The sequence below is a fragment of the Pseudoduganella aquatica genome (assembly GCF_009857595.1).
Lineage (GTDB): Bacteria > Pseudomonadota > Gammaproteobacteria > Burkholderiales > Burkholderiaceae_D > Rugamonas > Rugamonas aquatica_A.
The window spans coordinates 42,501-62,826 of sequence record NZ_WWCU01000037.1 but is presented as its reverse complement, the minus strand read 5'-3'; the positions used below and the strand labels follow the sequence as shown (position 1 = coordinate 62,826).

General features: G+C 65.3%; 23 protein-coding genes (1 of these 23 running past the window's edge). 7 read left to right on the top strand and 16 right to left on the bottom strand.

The genetic code is table 11. The annotated features are described in order from the left end of the window. The 11 genes from GTP77_RS24195 to GTP77_RS24145 form a co-directional block, all read right to left on the bottom strand. The coding region (locus GTP77_RS24195; RefSeq protein ID WP_161074719.1) for a sigma-E factor negative regulatory protein at positions 1-249 on the bottom strand (249 nt) is incomplete at its 3' end. 16 nt (positions 250-265) lie between these two features. Beyond that, positions 266-865: an RNA polymerase sigma factor RpoE gene (rpoE, locus tag GTP77_RS24190; RefSeq protein WP_161074718.1), complete on the bottom strand. Its 600-nt coding sequence runs from the start codon at positions 863-865 to the stop codon at positions 266-268. A 70-nt stretch (positions 866-935) separates the two neighbouring features. Continuing rightward, positions 936-1,358, bottom strand: a complete 423-nt coding sequence (locus GTP77_RS24185) for a protein YgfX (protein ID WP_161074717.1) — start codon at positions 1,356-1,358, stop codon at positions 936-938. A 135-nt stretch (positions 1,359-1,493) separates the two neighbouring features. Further along, complete coding sequence (gene fabF, locus GTP77_RS24180) at positions 1,494-2,738, bottom strand: beta-ketoacyl-ACP synthase II (RefSeq protein ID WP_161074716.1); 1,245 nt, start codon at positions 2,736-2,738, stop codon at positions 1,494-1,496. Positions 2,739-2,768: 30 nt separating this feature from the next. Beyond that, a complete protein-coding gene (gene acpP / locus GTP77_RS24175) occupies positions 2,769-3,008 on the bottom strand; it encodes an acyl carrier protein (RefSeq protein WP_055936274.1) in 240 nt (79 codons plus the stop codon). Between the two features lie 146 nt (positions 3,009-3,154). Continuing rightward, positions 3,155-3,913, bottom strand: a complete 759-nt coding sequence (gene fabG / locus GTP77_RS24170) for a 3-oxoacyl-ACP reductase FabG (RefSeq protein ID WP_161074715.1) — start codon at positions 3,911-3,913, stop codon at positions 3,155-3,157. An 11-nt stretch (positions 3,914-3,924) separates the two neighbouring features. Next, on the bottom strand, positions 3,925-4,866 hold the full coding sequence (gene fabD / locus GTP77_RS24165) for an ACP S-malonyltransferase (protein ID WP_161074714.1): 942 nt from the start codon (positions 4,864-4,866) through the stop codon (positions 3,925-3,927). 102 nt (positions 4,867-4,968) lie between these two features. Further along, positions 4,969-5,955 carry a beta-ketoacyl-ACP synthase III gene (locus GTP77_RS24160; RefSeq protein ID WP_161074713.1) on the bottom strand — a complete coding sequence of 329 codons (987 nt, stop codon included), beginning with the start codon at positions 5,953-5,955 and terminating at the stop codon, positions 4,969-4,971. 16 nt (positions 5,956-5,971) lie between these two features. Then, on the bottom strand, positions 5,972-7,033 hold the full coding sequence (plsX, locus tag GTP77_RS24155; RefSeq protein WP_161074712.1) for a phosphate acyltransferase PlsX: 1,062 nt from the start codon (positions 7,031-7,033) through the stop codon (positions 5,972-5,974). Positions 7,034-7,177: 144 nt separating this feature from the next. Continuing rightward, positions 7,178-7,360, bottom strand: a complete 183-nt coding sequence (rpmF, locus tag GTP77_RS24150; protein ID WP_008449924.1) for a 50S ribosomal protein L32 — start codon at positions 7,358-7,360, stop codon at positions 7,178-7,180. 208 nt (positions 7,361-7,568) lie between these two features. Further along, positions 7,569-8,057 carry a YceD family protein gene (locus GTP77_RS24145; RefSeq protein WP_371869392.1) on the bottom strand — a complete coding sequence of 163 codons (489 nt, stop codon included), beginning with the start codon at positions 8,055-8,057 and terminating at the stop codon, positions 7,569-7,571. Positions 8,058-8,213: 156 nt separating this feature from the next. Between GTP77_RS24145 and GTP77_RS24140 the strand changes: the two genes are divergently transcribed. The 5 genes from GTP77_RS24140 to GTP77_RS24120 all read left to right on the top strand — a co-directional run bounded on the left by GTP77_RS24140 (position 8,214) and on the right by GTP77_RS24120 (position 11,362). Then, the gene (locus GTP77_RS24140; RefSeq protein ID WP_161074710.1) at positions 8,214-8,825 is read left to right on the top strand and encodes a Maf-like protein; all 612 of its coding nucleotides are present in this window, start codon (positions 8,214-8,216) and stop codon (positions 8,823-8,825) included. Positions 8,826-8,836: 11 nt separating this feature from the next. Next, positions 8,837-9,574, top strand: a complete 738-nt coding sequence (locus GTP77_RS24135; RefSeq protein ID WP_161074709.1) for an SAM-dependent methyltransferase — start codon at positions 8,837-8,839, stop codon at positions 9,572-9,574. Between the two features lie 93 nt (positions 9,575-9,667). Further along, a complete protein-coding gene (locus tag GTP77_RS24130; RefSeq protein WP_161074708.1) occupies positions 9,668-9,946 on the top strand; it encodes a hypothetical protein in 279 nt (92 codons plus the stop codon). Beyond that, complete coding sequence (locus GTP77_RS24125) at positions 9,924-10,409, top strand: GNAT family N-acetyltransferase (protein ID WP_161074707.1); 486 nt, start codon at positions 9,924-9,926, stop codon at positions 10,407-10,409. Before GTP77_RS24130 ends, GTP77_RS24125 begins: the two co-directional genes overlap by 23 nt. Then, the gene (locus tag GTP77_RS24120) at positions 10,406-11,362 is read left to right on the top strand and encodes an alpha/beta hydrolase family protein (protein WP_161074706.1); all 957 of its coding nucleotides are present in this window, start codon (positions 10,406-10,408) and stop codon (positions 11,360-11,362) included. Before GTP77_RS24125 ends, GTP77_RS24120 begins: the two co-directional genes overlap by 4 nt. A gap of 7 nt (positions 11,363-11,369) precedes the next feature. On the opposite strand, the gene GTP77_RS24115 is transcribed toward GTP77_RS24120, so the two are convergent. From GTP77_RS24115 to GTP77_RS24100, 4 genes are all read right to left on the bottom strand, one after another. Then, complete coding sequence (locus GTP77_RS24115) at positions 11,370-12,647, bottom strand: EAL and HDOD domain-containing protein (protein WP_161074705.1); 1,278 nt, start codon at positions 12,645-12,647, stop codon at positions 11,370-11,372. Between the two features lie 75 nt (positions 12,648-12,722). Continuing rightward, positions 12,723-13,919 carry a 23S rRNA (adenine(2030)-N(6))-methyltransferase RlmJ gene (locus GTP77_RS24110; RefSeq protein ID WP_161074704.1) on the bottom strand — a complete coding sequence of 399 codons (1,197 nt, stop codon included), beginning with the start codon at positions 13,917-13,919 and terminating at the stop codon, positions 12,723-12,725. 374 nt (positions 13,920-14,293) lie between these two features. Continuing rightward, positions 14,294-14,788: a ribonuclease E activity regulator RraA gene (gene rraA, locus GTP77_RS24105; protein WP_161074703.1), complete on the bottom strand. Its 495-nt coding sequence runs from the start codon at positions 14,786-14,788 to the stop codon at positions 14,294-14,296. 37 nt (positions 14,789-14,825) lie between these two features. Further along, positions 14,826-16,034, bottom strand: coding sequence for an MFS transporter (locus GTP77_RS24100; RefSeq protein WP_161074702.1), 1,209 nt, complete (start codon positions 16,032-16,034; stop codon positions 14,826-14,828). A gap of 100 nt (positions 16,035-16,134) precedes the next feature. On the opposite strand from GTP77_RS24100, the gene GTP77_RS24095 reads away from it, so the two are divergent. Continuing rightward, entirely contained in the window at positions 16,135-16,920 is a 786-nt protein-coding gene (locus GTP77_RS24095; protein ID WP_161074701.1) for an AraC family transcriptional regulator, read from the top strand. Here the strand turns inward: GTP77_RS24095 and GTP77_RS24090 are convergent. Further along, positions 16,917-19,793 carry an ATP-binding protein gene (locus GTP77_RS24090; RefSeq protein ID WP_161074700.1) on the bottom strand — a complete coding sequence of 959 codons (2,877 nt, stop codon included), beginning with the start codon at positions 19,791-19,793 and terminating at the stop codon, positions 16,917-16,919. The two genes, GTP77_RS24095 and GTP77_RS24090, sit on opposite strands and share 4 nt — an antisense overlap. Positions 19,794-19,922: 129 nt before the next feature. Here GTP77_RS24090 and GTP77_RS24085 point away from each other — a divergent pair, with 129 nt between their 5' ends. After that, positions 19,923-20,326, top strand: the start of a protein-coding gene (locus tag GTP77_RS24085) for an aldehyde dehydrogenase family protein (protein WP_161074699.1). It continues 1,039 nt past the right edge of the window; only the first 404 of its 1,443 coding nucleotides appear in the window; the start codon lies at positions 19,923-19,925; the stop codon falls past the right edge of the window.

Below are 20,326 nucleotides of genomic sequence, written 5' to 3'. Positions count from 1 at the left end.
CGCGGCGCGGCCGGGCGCCGGCGCGACTTCGACGTCGAGCCGGGCCGCCAGGCGCGCGCTGAAACCATCGCCCAGCTCGGCGCCGCTGGCGTCGCTGCGCAGCACGTCGCCGATCAGCTGGTAGGCCTGCCAGGCCGCCCTGCCCTCGGGCTCGGTCAGCGCGGCCAGCGCCAGCTCGGCCTCGTGGGCCGCCAGCGCGCCGTCGGCCATGGCGGAAATGAGTTCGTGCAGTGGTTTCAGCGTTTCCATCGGCGTTCCCGTTTGCTTACCAGCGTTTGTCCAGCGGCATGTCCAACAGCGGTTTGAGCCGCTCGGCAATCACGTCGCGCGCGCGGAAGATGCGGCTGCGCACGGTGCCGATCGGGCAGGACATGATGTCCGCGATCTCCTCGTAGCTCAGCCCCTCGATTTCGCGCAGTACGATGGCCGTGCGCAAATCCAGCGGCAGCGCGTCCATCGCCGCGTTCACGGTGCGCGCGATCTGCTGGCTGGCCAGCACCGACTCGGGCGTGTTGATGTCGCGCAGCTGCTCGCCGCTGTCGAAGGATTCAGCCTGCTCGGCGTCGTTCTCGGTGGAGGTCGGCGTGCGGCGGCTCTGGCTGGCCAGGAAGTTCTTGGCGGTGTTGATGCCAATGCGGTACAGCCAGGTATAAAAGGCCGAGTCGCCCCGAAAACGCCGGATGGCGCGGTACGCTTTAATGAACGTCTCCTGGACCACATCTTCCGCCTCCGCAGGATCGTGCACGATGCGCGAAACCAGCCTCATCAGCCTACGCTGATACTTAGCCACCAGCAAGTCGAATGCCTGCCGCTCGCCCGCCTGGACTCGTTCGACCAGCAACTGATCGCTCTCGCGCTCTGTCATTGCAGCTGTTCCCCGGTATTCTGCAGCGCGCCAGCTCTTACTGCTATAGAACAAGCGCGCGGCAAGAAGTTCAAAGTTTTTTTGCCGCGCAGGCCCGGCACGCCAGGGCCAGCGCCCTGAACTGCCCGGCCGCCACGCTGTCGGGCAGCACCAGCAGCACCGTGACCGCGCCGCTGTCCTGGCGCAGCCGCAGCAACAGCAGCCACGGCCAGCAGGCCGATCCCGCCTGCAAGGCCACCGCCGCTGGCGCCGTGCCATCCGCTGACAGCAGGTATACCGCCAGCCGGATTTGCCCAATACCGGAAATATCAAGCCGATGCGTTTTGGTCCCGCGCAGCGCGCAATACAAGGCCCAAAGGCTTGCCGCAACGCAAGAAATGGCGATATGGGGAGGCTGGAAACAGGCCACGGCCAGCGCGCACGCGGCGAAGCCCGCCTGCAGCAGGCGCAGGCAGAAAGAAGGACGCACGACAGCAGTTACCGCAATCGACATGACGCGTTAAGCCTGGGGGTGCCAACTATGGGAGGGGTACAGCAGAAGCGCCGGCGGAGCCGGGCGACAGGTGCCGGCGGGCGCCGGCACCGTCTCAGCGCTCACTCCGGTTCGACCGGAGCGAGGCTAAAAAGTTCAAACTTTTCCGAACACGAGGCTACCGTTGGTGCCGCCGAATCCGAACGAGTTCTTCACCGCATACTGGATCTTCATATCGCGCGCCACGTTGGCGCAGAAGTCCAGGTCGCACGCAGGGTCCTGGTTGAAGATGTTGATGGTAGGCGGCACCACCTGATGGTGGATGGCCAATACCGTAAACACCGCTTCCAGGCCGCCGGCGCCGCCCAGCAAGTGGCCGGTCATCGACTTGGTCGAGGACACCACCATCTGCTTGGCGTGGTCGCCGAAGGTGCGCTTGATGCCAACCACTTCGGCCTGGTCGCCCAATGGGGTCGAGGTGCCGTGGGCATTGACGTACTGCACCTGATCCGGGTTGAGGCCGGAGTTCTTCAGGGCGGCAATCACTGCCTTGCTGCCGCCGCTGCCATCTTCCAGCGGCGACGTCATGTGGTAAGCATCGGCGGTCATGCCAAAGCCATGCACTTCTGCATAGATCTTGGCGCCGCGCGCTTTTGCGTGTTCGTACTCTTCCAGCACCATGACGCCGGCGCCCTCGCCCAGCACGAAGCCGTCGCGGTCGCGGTCCCACGGCCGCGAAGCGGTCGCAGGGTCGTCATTGCGGGTGGACAGGGCGCGGGCCGAGGCGAAACCGCCCATGCCCAGCGGCGACACGGTCGATTCCGCGCCGCCCGCCACCATCACATCCGCGTCGCCGTACTCGATCAGGCGAGCAGCGGCGCCGATGCTGTGCAGGCCGGTGGTGCAGGCCGTGACGATCGCCAGGTTGGGACCGCGCATGCCGTACTTGATCGACAGGTTGCCCGAGATCATGTTGATAATCGAAGCAGGCACGAAGAAAGGCGAGATGCGGCGCGGACCGCGCTTGTCGTAGTCTTCCTTCTGCTCTTCTATCATCGGCAAGCCGCCGATGCCGGAACCGATGATCACGCCGATACGGTCGGCGTTTTCCTCGGTGACGACGATGCCGGAATCCTGCACCGCCTGAATGCCGGCCGCCATGCCAAAGTGGATGAAAGTATCCATATGGCGCGCTTCCTTACCGGGGATGTAATCCTCGATATTGAAGCCCTTTACCTCACCGGCGAAGTGGGTAGTGAATGGCTGCGCATCAAACTTGGTGATGTTGGCAATCCCGGACTTGCCCTCAGTGACGGCGCTCCACGCTTCGGCAATGCTATTGCCGACGGGGGACACGCAGCCGAGGCCGGTGACCACTACACGACGGTTTTTAGAACTCAAGCGATTCTCCTGGAGTCGATCGGGGCAGGCTTAGGCCTTGACGTGCGCGGTTGCGTAGTCGATCGCCTGCTGCACGGTGGTGATCTTTTCAGCTTGTTCGTCAGGGATTTCCATTTCGAACTCGTCTTCCAGAGCCATCACCAGTTCAACGGTGTCCAGGGAGTCAGCACCCAGGTCGTCGACGAAAGACGATTCGGTTTTAATGTCTGCTTCTGCGACGCCCAGTTGCTCAGCGACGATTTTCTTAACGCGTTGTTCGATATCCGACATGTTATGGCTCCAATGTGTTTGTTACGGAAAGCGCGCATTTTATCAGGTTTGCGCGCTGAAAAACTAATTTCGGCACCTGCTGCTATTTGTGCCGAAATCACTGCTAAAAGACAGTGAAAACGCGGCTAAATTCCGCGTTTTCGCCATCAATTCATATACATCCCGCCGTTCACGTGCAGGGTGGTGCCGGTGATGTAGGCGGCCTGCGGCGAAGCGAGGAAAGCGGTGGCTGCCGCGATGTCTTCCGGCTTGCCCAGCCGGGCCAGCGGGATCTGCGTCAGCAGTGCGGCGTGCTGCTCATCGCCCAGCGCCTTGGTCATATCGGTGTCGATAAAACCGGGGGCGATGCAGTTGACGGTGATGTTGCGGCTGCCGATCTCGCGCGCCAGGGCGCGGCTCATGCCTTCCACGCCGGCCTTGGCCGCCGCATAATTCATTTGACCCGGGTTGCCGGACGATGCCACCACCGAGGTGATGTTAATAATACGCCCACTTTTGGCTTTCATCATCCCGCGCAGCACGGCGCGCGACAAACGGCCCACGGAACTGAGGTTGGTGGCGATGACGCTGTCCCATTCCTCGTCCTTCATGCGCATGGCCAGGTTGTCCTGGGTAATGCCGGCGTTGTTGACCAGGATGGCGACCGCGCCCCAGGTCTTGGTGATTTCGTCGATCACTTCGGCGCAGCGCGCCGCGTCGGTCACGTCCAGCACCAGGCCTTTACCTTTCACACTCTCCGCTTCCGGACCGATCTCGGCCAGGTAGGCCGAAATGGCTTCGGCGCCCGCTTCCGTGGTGGCGGTGCCGATCACGCGCGCGCCCTGCTTGGCCAGCTCGGTGGCGATGGCCTTGCCGATGCCGCGCGATGCGCCCGTTACCAGCGCAACTTGATTTGCCAGATTCATGTTCTTCCTTGTTATTTGAAGGTGCTCAGTACGCGGTCCAGCGATGCCTGGTCGGTGATGGCGTCGCCCACCAGCACAGGATCGATGCGCTTGGCCAGGCCCATCAGCACCTTGCCGGGGCCGCACTCGACCACTTGCGTAATGCCGTCGGCGGCCACTTTCTGCATGGTTTCCACCCAGCGCACCGGGCTCGCGGCCTGGCGCACCAGCGCGTCCTTGATACTGGCCGGGTCGTTCAGCACGGCCACGTCCACATTGTTGATCAGGGCGATCTGCGGCGCCGAGAAGTTCAGGCCGGCCATGCACTCGCGCAGGCGGTCCGAAGCGGGCTTGAGCAGCGAGGAGTGGAACGGCGCCGACACCGGCAGCTTCATGGCGCGCTTGGCGCCCTTGGCCTTGGCGATTTCGCAGGCGCGTTCAACGGCGGCGGTGTGGCCGGCGATGACCACTTGCGCAGGCGCGTTGAAGTTGACCGGCTCCACTACTTCCGCAGCATTCTCGGCGGCGGCTTCGGCGCAGGCGGCGCGCACGTCGTCGTCCGACAGGCCCAGCACCACGGCCATGGTGCCCTGGCCTACCGGCACGGCTTCCTGCATGGCTTGCGCGCGGAAGCGCACCAGCGGCACCGCGTCCTTGAAGGAGATCACGCCCGCAGCGACCAGCGCCGAGTATTCACCCAGGCTGTGGCCAGCCACCACCGACGGCACCGGGCCGCCGGCGGCGATCCAGGCGCGGTACACGGCCACGGCCGCCGTCAGCATGACGGGCTGGGTGTTGGTGGTCAGGTCGAGTTCTTCCTTCGGGCCTTCGGCCATCAGCTTGCCCAGGTCGAAGCCCAGCGCGTCCGACGCCTCGGCGATGGTCTGGGCCACCACCGGGTTGCCGGCGAAGCCGTCCATCATGGCGATGGCTTGCGAGCCCTGGCCCGGGAATACAAATGCAAATTTATTCATATTTGTCTCTTATTTATTAAGCAGATGCCTATTCTGGGGTCAGACCCGGCGGGTCCGGCCCCGGATTTAGAACACTAATTCTAAAACGGGCCGTATTTTACATTACATCCGCGCCAGGACAGCACCCCAGGTGAAACCACCGCCCACGCCTTCCATCATGACGTTGTGGCCTTTCTTGATGCGGCCGTCGCGCACCGCCTGGTCCAGCGCCAGCGGGATCGATGCCGCCGAGGTGTTGCCGTGCTGGTCCACCGTGACGATCATCTTGTCCAGCGGCAGGCCCAGCTTCTTGGCGGTGCCGTTCATGATGCGGATATTGGCCTGGTGCGGCACCAGCCAGTCGATCTGGTCCGACGTCATGCCGGCGTGTTCCAGCGCTTCGTGCGCCACCTTCTCCAGCACGCTGACGGCCAGCTTGAATACCGCAGGGCCGTCCATGTACAGGTAGGAGCTGCCCGCCACCGCGCCGCCGGCCAGGCTGCCCGGGATGCTCAGGATGTCCGAATGGCGGCCGTCCGCGTGCAGCTTGGTGGCCAGGATGCCCGGCTCGTCCGAACCGGTCATGACGATGGCGCCGGCGCCGTCGCCGAACAGCACGCAGGTGGTGCGGTCTTCGAAATTCAGGATGCGGGAGAATACTTCGGCGCCGATCACCAGCACGTTCTTGTGCACGCCGGCGCGGATGAAGGCGTCGGCGGTGGAGACGGCGTAGACGAAGCCGCTGCACACGGCCTGCACGTCCACGGCGGCGCCGTTGGTGGTCTGGCCCAGCTTGCGCTGCACGATGCAGGCGGTGCTGGGGAAGCTGCCGAAGAAGTCCGGCGTGGAGCTGGCGACGATGATCAGGTCGATATCGTCGATGCCCATGCCGGCCATTTCCAGCGCGTGGCGGGCCGCATGCACGGCCAGGTCGGACGACGCCTGCTCGGGCTCCGCGTAGTGACGAGCGGAGATGCCACTGCGGCTGGAAATCCACTCGTCGGACGTCTCTATCCCCTTGGCGGCCAGCTGGGCCGCCAAGTCTGCGTTGGTCACTCGTTTTTCAGGCAGATAGCTGCCGGTGCCAATAATTTTGCTATACAAAGTCATGCGTTTCCATCCACTTTCAGGTGACGGAGCTGGGCTCCTGTGTAGTCTCCGTGCTACGTGGCATCAGCTCGGCGATCATGGTCGACAACTGCGCCTGCACATCATTTTTTGCAGCATCATACGCTCGCCGGATCGCCCATTCAAATGAATATGCGTCGGCGCCGCCGTGGCTTTTGAAAACCAGGCCGCGCAGGCCCAGCAGACTGGCGCCATTGTAGCGGGATGGATTGAGGCGGCTCTTGATGGCCTTCAGGGCGCTGCTGGCAATCAGCGCGCCCAGCATGGTGAAGATATTGCGCTTGAATTCGGAGGTCAGCACGTCCTTGAAGAAGCGCGCCACGCCTTCCACCGATTTCAGGGTGACGTTGCCGACAAAGCCGTCGCATACCACCAGGTCGGTGGTGCCCTTGAAGATGTCGTTGCCTTCCACGTTGCCGTAGAAGTTGAGCGCGCCGCGCTCGTGGTCGGCCTGCAGCAGCTTGCTGGTCAGCTTGACCACTTCATTGCCCTTGATGTCCTCGGTGCCCACGTTGAGCAGGCCGATGGTGGGCCGGGCGATGCCTTCCATGGCATGGACCAGCACCGAGCCCATGATGGCGAACTGGTGCAAATGGTGCGGTTCGCAGTCGACATTCGCGCCCAGGTCCAGCATATAGGTGGGGCCGCCCTTCTGGTTGGGCATGATGGAGCAGATGGCGGGACGGTCGACGCCGGCCATGGTCTTGAGCACATAGCGCGACACGGCCATCAGGGCGCCGGTGTTGCCGGCCGAGACGGCGGCCTGGGCCTTGCCGTCCTTGACCTGCTCGACCGCCACGCGCATCGAGGAATCCTTCTTGCGGCGCAGGGCGACCTCCAGCGGGTCGTCCATGGCGACCTGCTCGGAGGCGTGGTGTATGGAAATGCGGGGGTGCGCGTCGGCGTGGTGCTTCTTGAGCTCCGCGCGGATGGCGTCTTCCAGGCCAACCAGGATCAGCTCGGCTTGCGCCTCACGCTTCAGAAAGGATATGGCGGCAGGAATGGTGACAGACAGGCCGTGATCTCCGCCCATGCAGTCGATAGATATTTTGATTGTCATTGTGGGACAAATGCGCGCCTGAGTGTATCAGGGCTGCAGAGATGCAAGTTTGACAGGCTGGCTCAGCCGCCGAGGAAAAGAAAAAAGCGGCGCCACGTCAGTAAATACCACGTCGCACCGCTCTTATTCTGGTAAAAACGTCGATTACTCGTCGTTTTTGGTCTTCAGCACTTTACGGCCACGGTAGAAACCGTTAGGGCTGATGTGGTGACGCAGGTGCGTTTCACCGGTGGTTGGCTCGATGCCCAGTTGCGGTGCAACCAGGAAATCGTGCGAACGGTGCATACCGCGCTTGGATGGGGACTTCTTGTTCTGCTGAACTGCCATGATGACTCCTAATACATAAGTTCTAAAATTCTAACACATTCGACCTGCAAATACATGCGAATCGAGTATCCCAGCGGCAAAATTTGCCAACGCCGATCAAACGACCGGCCCTACTAACTACACAATGCCAATACTCGCAATACTCGACTGCCTGCACGCGCTTTGACACGTTCCTTACTTACTGCTTATTCGGTATAACGGGTTTTACTTATTTCTTGAGGTCTTTCAGACCTTCAAACGGCGACTTCTTCTCGGACTGCAGAGAGTCGAGCAGCGCCGTATCCGGACATACATCGTGTTTCGGCGTGTGCGGCAGAGCCAGCAGCGCCTCATCTTCCACCAGGTACATCAGGTCCATGTCGCGGGTGCCCACGATCACGTCCACCGTTTCATCATCGACGATCTGTTCGATCTCGTCGGCTTGCTCGTCGTCCTTGCCCAGCATCAGCAGCGTCGAGGACGCCAAGTGGTGGGCATAGGGCTGCATGCAGCGCTGGCAAACCAGCTGCACCGTGCCGTCCACCGTCAAGCGCATCTGCGGGAAGCCGTGCTTGCTGGTACCGCCCGCGACCTGCCAGGTGACAGAGCCGGACGCATCCGCGCATTCCTTGGCCAGGCGGGCCATTTCAGCAACCGGCGTTACGCCGCTGCGGCTTCCGTTGCTGCGGCTAAAGTCAAACGCGTCAATCACACTCATGGCCTGCATTCCCCGGAAAACCTGCGATAATAGCAGGGTTTTCACCAAGCCGTCAAAAGCTTTCACGCAAACCGCAGCCGCAAAGGCGCTTGCGGCAGCGCTGAACCACGGCGCACAGAGCATATAACAATTTCCCGCACAGGGCCAGTAAACCAGATGCCTACCGAACAGATTTCTTCCGCGCCCCGCCTCATCCTCGCTTCCAGCTCCGCCTACCGCAAGGAACTGTTATCCCGCCTGCAACTGCCATTCGACGTGGCCGTGCCGGACATCGATGAAAGCCCCCTGCCCGGCGAAACGCCGAGCGCCACCGCGCTGCGCCTGGCGCGCGAAAAAGCCGCCGCCGTGGCCGCGAAGCACCCCGGCTGCCTGGTGATAGGCTCCGACCAGGTGGCCACGCTGGACGACGAGCAAATCGGCAAGCCGGGCAGCCACGCCGCCGCGCTGGCGCAATTGCAGAAAATGCGCGGCCGCGAAGTGGTGTTCCACACCGCGCTTTGCCTGTGGGATGGCCGCAACAGCCAGTCCTATATAGAAGACATCCAGACCGTCGTAAAGTTCCGCGACCTGCCCGACCACGAGCTGGACGCTTACCTGCGCATCGAGCAGCCCTACGACTGCGCGGGCAGCGCCAAGAATGAAGCGCTGGGCATCGCCATCCTGGAGCGCATCGACAGCAGCGACCCGACCGCGCTGACCGGCCTGCCGCTGATCGCGCTGACCGGCATGCTGCGCCGGGCCGGCGTATCCTTTTTCCACATCCAATAAGAAGCTACAACATGCCAGGCACCCTCTTCCTGATCCCCAACACCCTCGGCGAGACCGAGGCGCTGTCCCACGTCATCCCCGAACACGTGCAGGCCACCACCGCCGCGCTCGGCTACTTTGTGGCCGAGAACGCCAAGACCGCGCGCGCCTTCCTGAAGCTGGTGGGGGCGCAGCATCCGCTGTCGCGCCCGCTGCAGGAAATCAGGATCAGCGAACTGAACGTGAACACGCCGCAGCAGGCGCTGCTGGGCCTGCTGGAGCCGCTGCTGGCCGGGCAGGACGCCGGCCTGGTGTCGGAAGCGGGCGTGCCCGCCGTGGCCGACCCCGGCGCCGACCTGGTGCGCCTGGCGCACCAGCACGGCATTCCGGTGCGGCCACTGGTGGGGCCGTCGTCCATTTTGCTGTCCGTCATGGCGAGCGGACTGAACGGCCAAAGCTTCGCCTTCAACGGCTACCTGCCCACGGACGCGGCGCAGCGCGCCAAGCGCATCAAGGAACTGGAAACGCGCTCGCGCAGCGAGAAGCAGACCCAGCTGTTCATCGAGACGCCCTACCGCAACGCGGCCATGCTGGAAGCGCTGGTGGCCAGCTGCGCCGGCGGCACGCTGGTGTGCGTGGCCACCGACATCAGCCTGCCGTCCGAAACCATCCGCACCATGACGGGCGCGCAATGGAAAGGCCTGCTCGCGGCGGGCAAGGCGCCGGACTTCCACAAAAAACCCACCGTGTTCCTGATCCTGGGCCAATAAGGGCGCTGCCGGTAACAAATAGTGACAATCCGTGAATTTTGGCGCGTGCCCCTGCTGCTAAGCTAGAGGCCTTTCCACAAAGCACGGAGCGCCATGAAGCTATCGGACATCGTTGCGCGGCTCGTCACCGGATGGTGCATCGTCTTGCTGCTGTACGGCCTGCTCACCTTTCCGGACGCGCCACTCAAGCCATGCCAGGACGGCCCCTATTGCGGCAAGGGCCACGTCACTCATACCGAAGAGGAATACCAGGCGTTTTCCCGCTGGCAGACGCTGCTGTTCGTATCCTGGCCATTCGGCCTCCTCGTCGCGTTCACGCGCAAGAAAAAATCGTCCGCCGCGCCGCCCTATGAAAATTCGACCTACAACTGAAGCAGACTGGGAAACGCTGAAAGCCATCCGCCTCGCGGCCCTGCTGGACGCCCCCACCGCATTCGGCGTGAGCCACGCCAGCGCCGCCGCCTACACGGACGCGCAATGGCAGGAACGCGCCTCGGGCCGCAACGGCACCGAGTTCCTGCTCGCCTTCGACGCGGAGACCGGCAACGCCATCGGCATGGCGGCCCGCGCCGTCAGCGCGCAGCAGGAATGCAATCTGATCGGCATGTGGGTCCAGCCCGCCTATCGGGGCACGCCGGCCGCCGCCGCGCTGGTGCAAGCCGTGCAGGCCGGCGCCGTGGCGGACGGCCACCAGCGCGTGGTGCTCGACGTGTCGCCGGAGAATGCGCGCGCCTCGGCCTTCTACCGCAAGCTGGGCTTTGCCTTCCTGCCGGTCTGGGAGCCGCTGGCCAGCTTCCCCGAGATCACGGTGCAGAAAATGGAGTGGCTGGCGTGACGGCTGTCCGCCCGCACCTGTCCCGGATCGCCCTGCCGGCCTTGATGGCAGCTCTGCTGGCCGCCGCCGTGCCGGCCAGCGCGGAACGCCTGCTCGACGAGGCCAGCATACAGATCAAGGGGGAAGCCCGCCGCTACTACCGGCTGCACGACACCGGCGCGCCGCCCGGTTCGCCCGCCATCGTGCTGGTAAGCGGCTCCGGCTGCAACGACTACAGCGGGCGCTTTACCAAGTACTTCGAGAACTACCCCAGCACCCTGAATCTGTATTTCCTGGAAAAGCCGCATATCGCGAAAGGCGACAGCGGCGAACCCGGCAGTTGCTCCGAGGCCTACAACCGCGCCGACACCCTGGACCGCCGCGTGGCGGACACGTTGGAGTTCATCGCGCAGGAACCGAGCCTGCAAGCGGCCAAAGAGCGCTCGCTGGCCATACTGGGCTTTTCGGAGGGCGGCCAGGTTGCACCCATGGTCGCCGCGCGCAGCAGGAAAATCGGCTGGCTGGCGGTCATCGGCGCCGGCGGCATGAAGCAGGCCGACGGCTTCCTGGCCTTCGCCGACCGCGGCGTGGCGCCGTATGCGGACTTCACCAGAAAGCGGCTGGAAGCGGAGTTCGCCGCCATCGCCGCCGAGCCGGATTCTTTAAGCAAGGAATTCTTCGGCCACCCTTACAGTTACTGGAGTTCGCATCTGTTCCATGATCCGCTGGCCGAATACGCGCAGCTCGACATTCCCATGGTCGTCGCCATGGGCGAGCAAGACGATGCCGAACCGGTGGAATCGGGACGGCTGCTGAAGACCTATTTTGCGCAGCGGCCCGCCAGGGATTTCCAGTTCGTCGAATACAGGAACGCCGGCCACAGCCTGAAGGCGGGCGACAAGTCGAATATTGAAGATTTCATCGCCGCACTGGCGCAGTGGTTCAAAGGGGAGCGCAAGGCCTACGCCCGATAAGGCGCTGTCAGTGTATGCCGCTGGTGTAGCTGTTGACCCACTCGAAGGCCGCGACCTGGATGGCGTACAGTTCGGCCGGCGACAGATGCATGTCGCTGAGCATGCGGCCCAGCACGGCGGGATCGCCGTCCTGCAGGTGTTCGATGTGCTCGATCAGCGTGAGCAGGCGGCCGTAGTCGCCGTGCCGCGTCAGCAAGGCGCCGCGCACCTCGTCCAGCACGTTCACGCTGTCCAGTATTTCACTCATCTGCACTGAGAACAGCGTATCCATCAGCGACATCACGCCCACCGTGAAGCCGATGTCGGCGCTGGTGCGCTGACCGGGACGCAGGTGCTCCACCATCAGTTCCAGCGTCTTGCCGCGCGTGGTGGCCATTTGCAGCAGGGGCGAGTCGAACTCGGGCTTCTGCCCGGTGCGCACGTAGAGCAGTATCTGCAGCCAGCGCTGCAGCTGGCGGCGGCCCAGCACGATCAGCGCGTGGCCCACCGAATTGATGCGGAAGCGCGCGCCCACGGCAGGCGTGTTCACCAGGCGCAGCAGGTTGAGCGTGATCAGCGGGTCGTGCTTGACGCTGTGTTCGATCTCGCGCTGGTCGGCGTCCGAATTGAGCAGGTTCAGCAGGTTGAGGATGGAGAGCTGGGACGGCGTGATCTTCTTGCCGCTCAAAATCACCGGGCGGGCGAAATAATAGCCCTGGAAATATTCAAAGCCGAGATCCATGCATTGATGGAACTCTTCTATCGTCTCGACCTTTTCGGCCAGCAGCTTCTGGCTGGAGTTGCGCATGGACCCGGCCAGCGCACTCAGGCGCGCGGGCTCCATGTGGTGCACGTCGACCTTGATTACATCCATCATCGGCTGCAGCGTGCTGACGTCCTCGGACTCGGCCACCACATCGTCCAGCGCGAAGCGGAAGCCGGCTTCCTTCAGCTCGCGCACGCGTTCGACCACGGCGGGCGTGGCTTGCACGGTTTCCAGGATTTCGAGGATGACTTTGTCGTTCGGCAGGAAGCGGATGAAGTCGCTCATCAGGCCGACCGTGTCGACGTTGACGAAGGCCATCTGGTCGCCCACCACATGCCCCATGCCCAGCTCGGAAGCGTGGGCAATCACGGAGGCGGTGGCGGAAGCGTCGTCCGTGACGTCGGCCCGGTCCGTGTCCGCATTGCGGAACAACAGCTCATACGCAACCAGGCGCTGGCTGCGGTTGAGTATGGGCTGGCGCGCCAGGTAAAAATGGTTGGCGAGCGCAGGCGCAATCTGTAGCGGCGAAGCGATGGTCATGGGCTGCCCCAATCTGCGTTGTTATGCTAAGACTATACCCATTGATAGAGTCTTGCCAACATTTATTAACGCAAACTAAGGGCGGCGCGGCTTGGTGTTGCGTGGAACGCCGGTACGCGGGCCATCGGTGCCCAGTTTGGCGACCGGCTTGGCGCCGGCCGGACGGGTGTAGCTGGCGCCGGGCGAACCGGGACGTCCCGTACCTGTACCTGCGCCAGGCGTGCCGGGACGCGACGAGGTGCGCAGGCTGCCGCGCGGCGCAGGCGCGTTATTGCCGCGCAAGCTGCCGCCGGGGCCAATGGCGCGCGGCGAGACCGGGGCGCGCAGGCCGCCGCGCGGATTGTTCTCGGCCTGCTGCAGCGAAGCGGCGCGCGGCGCGGTGGCGGCGTTGCCCGTTTCCAGCACAAAGCTGGCGCCTGTGTCCTCGCCCAGCACTTCCACCAGGTAGGGCATCACTTCCTTGAGCGTGGCCTCCAGCGTGAACGGCGGGTTGACGATGAACATGCCGCTGCTGTGCAGGCCGCCGAAGCCGTCCGGACCGGGGGTGCGGATGGTCAGCGTCACGTTCAGCCATTCGGTGCCCTTGATGTGCTTCATGCGCTCGGCGAAGTTGCGCGCTTCGATGCGCTGCAGGATGGGATACCAGATCGCGTAAGTGCCGGCCGGGAAACGCTTGGTGGCGTCGTTCAGCATGTCCACCACCTTGCGGTAGTCCTGCTTGTCCTCGTAGGGCGGGTCGCACAACACCACGCCGCGGCGCGACGGCGGCGGCAGCAGGCCCTTCAATTCGTGGAAGCCATCGCCGCGCGTCACCAGCACGCGCTTGCCGCGCACGGAGGAGCGGATGCCCTGCGCCGCCTTGTGCTCGTCGAGCTTGCGGAAGTTGTCGGTCAGGATCTTGGAGTCGGCCGGGTGCAACTCGTACAGGCGCAGGCGGTCCTGTTCGCGCGCCACCTGGTCGGCGCAGTACGGCGAGCCGGGGTAGTAGCGCATCTTGCCGCTCGGGTTCATGGCCTTGATCAGGTCCACATATTCGGCCAGCGCCGGCGGCAGATCGGTGCGCTCCCACAGCGGGCCGATGCCGGTTTCGTACTCGGCGTTCTTGGAGGCGAAATTGCCGTCCAGCGCATACACGCCCGCGCCGGCATGGGTGTCGATGTAGCTGTAAGCGGTGTCCTTCTGATTCATATACTGAAGCAGCTGGACCAGCACGAAATGCTTGAGCACATCGGCGTGATTGCCGGCGTGGAAGGCGTGGCGGTAACTGAACATGGTGGGGAATTCCTTAAAGATGGATGCTGCAAGGGTGCATTATACCTAATGCGTTCCCCACCTGCCTTTGCAAGAAGATACTCCCAAGACATCTAACTTTCCCAATTGGAATGTAAGTTATCTTAAGAAAATTCAATGAGACTAATGGAAAGAGTCTGCTAATCTAAAGGTACTTTAAAAACCACAGCAGCCTGGCGCCGCGTGGAACCGGATGATGTCGACGCTGAAAGCGGTATCCGGTTGTTACGGCGTGGGGCTAGGCCCGTTTCGCCGCTTGTCCGGACAAGCGGTGCAAACGAATCGGCCGCACCGTTGCCTCAACGCGTGCGGCCATTTTCTTTTATGGCCGGGCAAGTCCCGGCTTGCACAGGCGCTTAGGCCAGTTGTTGCTGGGAGACGAGGATGCCGTCGGCGTCGGCGTAGATCCAGTCGCCGGGGCGGACGGCGACGCCGCTGATGTGGACGCGCACATCGCGCGCGCCGGCGCCGGCTTTGGCGCTTTTCTGCGGATGGGCGCCCAGCGCGCGCACGCCGACCGCGCAGGCGTTGATTTCATCGGTGTCTCGGATGCAGCCGTACACCACGATGCCGGCCCAGCCATTGTCCTGCGCCAGCAGGCCCAGCTGCCCGCCCACCAGCGCGCGCCGCAGGCTGCCGCCGCCATCGACCACCAGCACGCCGCCGTTGCCCGGCGTCTCCAGCGTGCTGCGCACCAGCGCGTTGTCCTCGAATACCTTGAGCGTGGTGGCGGGGCCGCTGAATTTCCTGTGCTGTCCAAAGTGCTGGTACACGGGCGGCAGCACGGCGAGCACGCCGCTCTCGAGCAGGTCCGCATGGTCGTCGCACAGGTCGGTGGTGGCAAAGCTCATGGAATCTCCGGCTTGAAGTTGGCAATCAGCGACGATTCTAAGCCTTTTGCAAACGCAGCGCGCGGGTATTGCTGCCCACGCCCACCGCCGTGGCGATCGCCATGGCCTGGAAGCCGCCTATCAGCACAAACACCCAGGATGGCTGATGCGCGTCCATCAGCGCGCCGAACACCAGCGGGCCGACCGACAGGCCGCTGTCCAGTCCCGAATACACCACGCCGAACACGCGGCCGGTGGCATTGGGCGGCGCGGCGGCGCGTATCAGCAGGTCGCGCGACGGCCCGGCGATGCCGGAGGCGAAACCGATGGCGCCCATCAGCACCACCGCCATCCACGCGGGCACCACGGCCAGCGCCAGCAGCACGGCCAGCGCGGCGGCCGCGCCGAAGGCGACGGTGATGGTGCGGTCATGGTTGGTATTGCGCGCGCCCAGGAAGCCGCCCAGCGCCATCCCCGCCGCCGACGCCGCCATGTAGGCGGTGTAGGCGGAGGTGGCCCAACCCAGCGACATGCCGTACAGCGACACCAGCGCGGTGGAGGCGAAGCTCTGGATGCCGGCCAGCGCCAGCGCGGTGATGAAGAAGAAGGCGAAGCACATCCACACCGACCTCAGGCCCAGGAAGGCCAGCGAGCCGCCTGCCGCCTGCCCCGGCGCGGCGGGCGCGATGGGGTCGGGCCGCAGCGCGTGGCGGTTCAGGAACAGCACCAGCAGCACGATGAAGGGCAGCGCGGCGGCGCACAGCAGCGCGGTGCGCCAGCCCGACAGGGTGGTGACGAAGGTCATGAAGAGGGGCGACAGCGCCCAGCCGATATTGCCGCTGATGCCGTGCACCGAGAAACCGTGCGCCAGCCGCGCCTTGGACACGCGCTGGTTCAGCAGCGTGTAGTCGGCCGGGTGGAACACGCTGTTGCCCACGCCGGCCAGCATGGCGCCGGCCAGCAGCATGGCGTAGTTGGGCGCGGCGGCCAGCGCCAGCGCGGACACGCCCAGCAGCGCAATGCCGGAGCACAGCACGGCGCGCGCGCCGAAGCGGTCGACCACGAAGCCGGCCAGCGCCTGGCCGATGCCGGAGACGACGAAGAACACCGTCATCAGCAGGCCCAGCTCGGCATACGACAGATTGAATTCGGGCTTGAGCCACGGGAACAGCGCGGCCAGGATCAGGTGGTAAAAGTGGGAGGTGCCGTGCGCGAAGCCGACCAGGCCTATCACGCGCGCGTCCTGCCGCAAGCTAGCGGTGCTCATGCTGACTCCAGGGTTGTGTGTGAATTCCAGTGTAGCAATCCGGCGGCGGCTGATTTAAGATAGGCTGACATCTTTTGTCGCGATTCTGCCAAGGCGTGCCATGCTTATCCCCATCGTCACCCATACCAACCATTATCATCCCCGCAACGAGCCCAGCGCGGCGCGCCCGGTCACGCTGCGCGCGCGCGACCTGGAGGCGGACGAATTCATGGCGCCGCACAGCCATGAATGGGGCCAGGTGACGTATGCGCTGGAGGGCGTGGTGCGGGTAACGGCCAACAACAGCAGCTGGATCGTGCCGCCGCTGCGGGCGATCTGGATCGCGCCGCACGTGGAGCACGCGGTGACGGTGCTGGAAAAGGCGCGCCTGCGGCCACTGTGCGTGCTGGCCGAACGGGCGCCGTTCGCGGGCACGGAGTGCCAGGTGCTGGAGGTGTCCAGTTTGCTGCGCGAACTAATCGTGGCGCTGGAGCATCTGGATCTGGACCTGGCCACGCCGCGCGAGCCGCTGCTGGCGGAGCTGATACTGGACGAGCTGGGGCGCTCGGCCACGCGTCCCATCCGCGTGCCGATGCCGGAGGATAAGCGGTTGAAGGTGCTGTGCGCCGCGCTGATGGAAGACCCGGGCGCGCCGCAGACGCTGGAACACTGGGCGCGGCAGGTGGGCGCGTCCGAGCGCACGCTGGCGCGCCTGTTCGAGCGCGAGCTGGGGCTGACGTTTGGCCAGTGGCGGCAGCAGGTCAGGCTGGCCCACGCGGCGCCGCTGATCGCGCGCGGACTGCCGCTGGCCCAGGTGGCGGAGCAGCTGGGCTATGCCAGCCAGTCGGCGTTTTCGGCGATGTTCAAGAAGACGTTCGGGACGACGCCGTCGGCGTTTTTTTCTTAGTTGGGCCGCGCGAGTTCATCGAGCAGGGCGCGCGCGGTTTGCAGGTCGCGCGTGGCGTGGCCTTCGGTGTAGCGGCTGTAGATGCCTTCGAGCTGGGCGCGCGCTTCCTGGCGCCGGCCTTGCGCGCTGCGCAGGTGCGCCAGGCTGGTGGCGGCGCGCAGCTCCCAGGCCAGCGCGCCCTGCTCCGCAGCGATGGCCAGCGCAAGCGTGAAAAGCTGCCCGGCCTGCTCCACGGCTCCGGCGCGGAACAAGGCCTCGCCCTGGCAGCGCATCACTTCGGCGCGGCTCCAGCCTGCGCAGCCGGCCTCCGCGCGCGCGATCGCCCGCGCCGTCAGCAGGCGCGGATGCAGCGTGGCCAGCACGTCCACCTGCAGATTGCCGCAGTGCCGGTCCTGCTGCAGCACGAACACTTCCTTTTCCCCTGGCGGCTGTCCGTGCAGCAGGCGCTGCGCCATGGCGTAGCCTTCGCCCCAGAAATGCCATTGCGGCAGCGCGCAGCGCTGGGCGTGGTCCAGCATCAAGCCGGTGCAGCGCTGGCCTTCCGCTTCGTCGCCGCACCAGGTGAAGATGGTGCACCCGGCCAGCACCGCAAAGCACAGTGAAATGCCGTGGCCCGCCTGCAGGCCGGTCTCCACGCAGGCGCGCGCGACTTCCATCGCTTGCTCGGGCTGGCCTTGCAGCCACAGCACGCGGCTGTGGATGGCCATGGTGGAGATGTGCTGGTCCAGCTGGAAGCCGCGCCCGTGGGACAGGCGCGCGCGGTCCAGCGGGTGCCGGGCCACGAATTCAATATGGCGGCGCGCGCGGTCCTGGTGGCCGAGGTAGTGCATGGTGCGCGCCAGCATGCGGGCGTGCGCCAGTTGATGGAGCTCGCCGCCGGCGCCGGCCGCCGCCACGCCGAAGCGTTCCGCGTAGCCCAGCGCCAGCTGGTAGTCGCCGTTGAAGATGGCGTCGATGTAGCAGCCCCACAGCGCGCCCATGCGGCTGGCGTTGTCGCCGGTCTGCTGCGCCAGCTCGAGCGCGCGCGCGAACGCCTGCGTGCGCGCGGCGTTGTCGGCCTGGTCGCCGGTGTGCAGCAGCGCGTGGCCCAGGGCCAGCGCCAGCGGCATTTCCAGCTGCGGCGCCAGCGCGTCCGCGCCCGCCTGCCGCGCCAGTTCCAGCGCCTGCTGCAAGCGGCTGCGGTATTCGTCCATCAGCGACAGCTGATACCACAGCGGGCCTGACAGGGCACATAGCTCCAGGCCCAGGGCAAGGTCGCCTTCCGCACCGTCCGCGTTCAAGGTCCAGTCCAGCACGGCGCGCACGTGGTCGATGCTGCGGCCGTAAGTAGCCAGCCAGGCCTGCAAGGGCTGGCGCTCCAGCTCTGCTTGCGCCGGCCGCAGGAAGTCGCGGCAACGCTGCGCGTAGCGCCGCGCCACCACGGCCAGTTCGCCGCTGGCGCGCAGCTTGTCCAGCGCGTAGGCGCGCGTGGTGCCGAGCAGGCGGAATTGCGCCGCGCCGCCGTCTGCGCTCAGCAGCGACTTGGCGGCCAGGTTGGCGATGCAGTCGAGTACCTCCTCCGCGCTGATGCCGCCGCTTTGCGCCACATCCGCCGCGCAGTCGAGCGTGAACGGCGCGCGGAAAATGGCGCAGCGGCGCAGCACGGCCTGCTCGGCTGCGCCCAGCATGTCGTAGCTCCAGTCCAGCGTGGCGCGCAGCGTCTGGTGGCGCGGCAAGGCGGTGCGGCGGCCGCGCTTGAGCACAGTGAAGCAATCCTCCAGGCGCGCAGCCAGGCCGTGCACGCCGAAGAACTCGGCCCGCCCCGCCGCCAGCTCGATGGCCAGCGGTATGCCGTCCAGCCGGCGGCAGATGTCGGCCACGGCGGCGGCGTTGTCCTCATGCAGGCGGAAGCTGTCCATGCAGGCCGTGGCGCGTTCGACGAACAACTGCACCGCAGGCGTGGCCGCCAGCAGCGCCAGCGCCGCCGTGCCGTGGCCGGACGGCACGGGCGGCAGCGCCAGCGGCGGCAGGCGGTGCACCCATTCGGCATCCGCCCGCAGCGGCTCACGGCTGGTGGCCAGCATGTGCACGCGCGGCGCCTGGCGCAGCAGGCGCTCGGCCAGGGCGGCCACGCTGTCGATCAGGTGCTCGCAATTGTCGAGCACCAGCAGCACGTGCATGGCGTGCAAGTGCGCCACCAGCGTAGATAGCGGATCGCTGGACATGGCGGGCATGCCCAGCGCCAAAGCCAGTGCGCTGGTCACTTGCGCGCCGCCGGTCAGCGGCGCCAGGTCGACCAGGATGGCGCCATGCGCAAAGCCGGGCGCCAGCGCTTCGGCGGCGGCCAGCGCCACGGTGGTCTTGCCGATGCCGCCCGGCCCCGCCAGGGTGATCAGGCGGCGCTGCGGCACCTGCACGGCCAGATGCCGCAGCGTGTCGTCGCGGCCGATGATGCGGAATGGGGATATAGAGGCCGGCGCCGGATGCGCGACTGGCTGTGGCTCCGGCTGCGGCCCGGCCTGCACGCCGGGCGGATGCGCCGGCCGCTCCGCCGCCCCGCCTGCATCCTGCGCAACGCGCCGCACCGGCGCCACAAAGCTGTAGCCGCGCCCGACCACGTTCTCCACGTACTGGCTGCCGCTGGCATCGCGCAGCGCCCGGCGCAGCGCGCCGATATGCACCCGCAGATTGCCTTCCTCGACGCAGGTGCTGGGCCACACGCGGGCGATCAGCTCGTCCTTGCTGAGCACTTCGCCGGGCCGTTCCAGCAGCGCCAGCAGCAAATCAAAAGCGCGCCCGCTCAGGCGTACCGGCTGCCCGCCCTCAAAAAGCGCGCGTTCGGACGGCACCAGGCGATAGGCGCCAAACAGGATGGCTGTGTGGTTGGAGGTCATTCAATCGTCGGTATGGCCGGCGCCTATCCCTTATGGATATTTAACGCCAATTTACAAGAATTTATTAACTGCTGCACGGAATAGTTTTTACAATATTCGAGCGCCACAGACCTTCAAAGGCATGCCCTAGTGAACAACCCGAACACCTCCGCCGTCCCGCTGCCGCAGTTCGCCTGGACCAGCCTGGACACGGCAGCACGCCGCGCCGAAGAAGCCGCCGAGGCGCTGCGCCACAGCAGTGTGGAGGAGCGCTGCCGCCTGCTGGAGCTGATCTCGCTGCACGTGGGCAGCGCGCGCGAGGCCGTGGCCGCCAGCGCCGCCGCCGAACTGGGCGCCAGCCCATCCGCTATTGCCATAGAACATGATGCACTGCTACAACAACTGCGTGCCTGCAGCACGGTGCTGCGCCGCCATCACTGGCTGGGGGCGGCCATAGAAACCGCGCCGCCCGGCCAGCGCGTGCAGAATATCGCGCTGGGGCCGGTGGCGGTGCTGGGCACCGGCACGGACTGCGCCGCCCCGGTGTATGCGGC

Coding starts and splice junctions, on each gene's coding strand:
- rpmF (WP_008449924.1), bottom strand. CDS start 7,360: ATGGCAGTTCAGCAGAACAAGAAGTCCCCATCCAAGCGCGGTATGCAC.
- GTP77_RS24140 (WP_161074710.1), top strand. CDS start 8,214: ATGCCTACCGAACAGATTTCTTCCGCGCCCCGCCTCATCCTCGCTTCC.
- GTP77_RS24100 (WP_161074702.1), bottom strand. CDS start 16,034: ATGAGCACCGCTAGCTTGCGGCAGGACGCGCGCGTGATAGGCCTGGTC.
- rpoE (WP_161074718.1), bottom strand. CDS start 865: ATGACAGAGCGCGAGAGCGATCAGTTGCTGGTCGAACGAGTCCAGGCG.
- plsX (WP_161074712.1), bottom strand. CDS start 7,033: ATGACAATCAAAATATCTATCGACTGCATGGGCGGAGATCACGGCCTG.
- GTP77_RS24130 (WP_161074708.1), top strand. CDS start 9,668: ATGAAGCTATCGGACATCGTTGCGCGGCTCGTCACCGGATGGTGCATC.
- GTP77_RS24135 (WP_161074709.1), top strand. CDS start 8,837: ATGCCAGGCACCCTCTTCCTGATCCCCAACACCCTCGGCGAGACCGAG.
- rraA (WP_161074703.1), bottom strand. CDS start 14,788: ATGAGCTTTGCCACCACCGACCTGTGCGACGACCATGCGGACCTGCTC.
- acpP (WP_055936274.1), bottom strand. CDS start 3,008: ATGTCGGATATCGAACAACGCGTTAAGAAAATCGTCGCTGAGCAACTG.
- fabD (WP_161074714.1), bottom strand. CDS start 4,866: ATGAATAAATTTGCATTTGTATTCCCGGGCCAGGGCTCGCAAGCCATC.
- fabG (WP_161074715.1), bottom strand. CDS start 3,913: ATGAATCTGGCAAATCAAGTTGCGCTGGTAACGGGCGCATCGCGCGGC.
- GTP77_RS24160 (WP_161074713.1), bottom strand. CDS start 5,955: ATGACTTTGTATAGCAAAATTATTGGCACCGGCAGCTATCTGCCTGAA.
- GTP77_RS24090 (WP_161074700.1), bottom strand. CDS start 19,793: ATGACCTCCAACCACACAGCCATCCTGTTTGGCGCCTATCGCCTGGTG.
- GTP77_RS24125 (WP_161074707.1), top strand. CDS start 9,924: ATGAAAATTCGACCTACAACTGAAGCAGACTGGGAAACGCTGAAAGCC.
- GTP77_RS24110 (WP_161074704.1), bottom strand. CDS start 13,919: ATGTTCAGTTACCGCCACGCCTTCCACGCCGGCAATCACGCCGATGTG.
- GTP77_RS24185 (WP_161074717.1), bottom strand. CDS start 1,358: ATGTCGATTGCGGTAACTGCTGTCGTGCGTCCTTCTTTCTGCCTGCGC.
- GTP77_RS24115 (WP_161074705.1), bottom strand. CDS start 12,647: ATGACCATCGCTTCGCCGCTACAGATTGCGCCTGCGCTCGCCAACCAT.
- GTP77_RS24095 (WP_161074701.1), top strand. CDS start 16,135: ATGCTTATCCCCATCGTCACCCATACCAACCATTATCATCCCCGCAAC.
- GTP77_RS24145 (WP_371869392.1), bottom strand. CDS start 8,057: ATGAGTGTGATTGACGCGTTTGACTTTAGCCGCAGCAACGGAAGCCGC.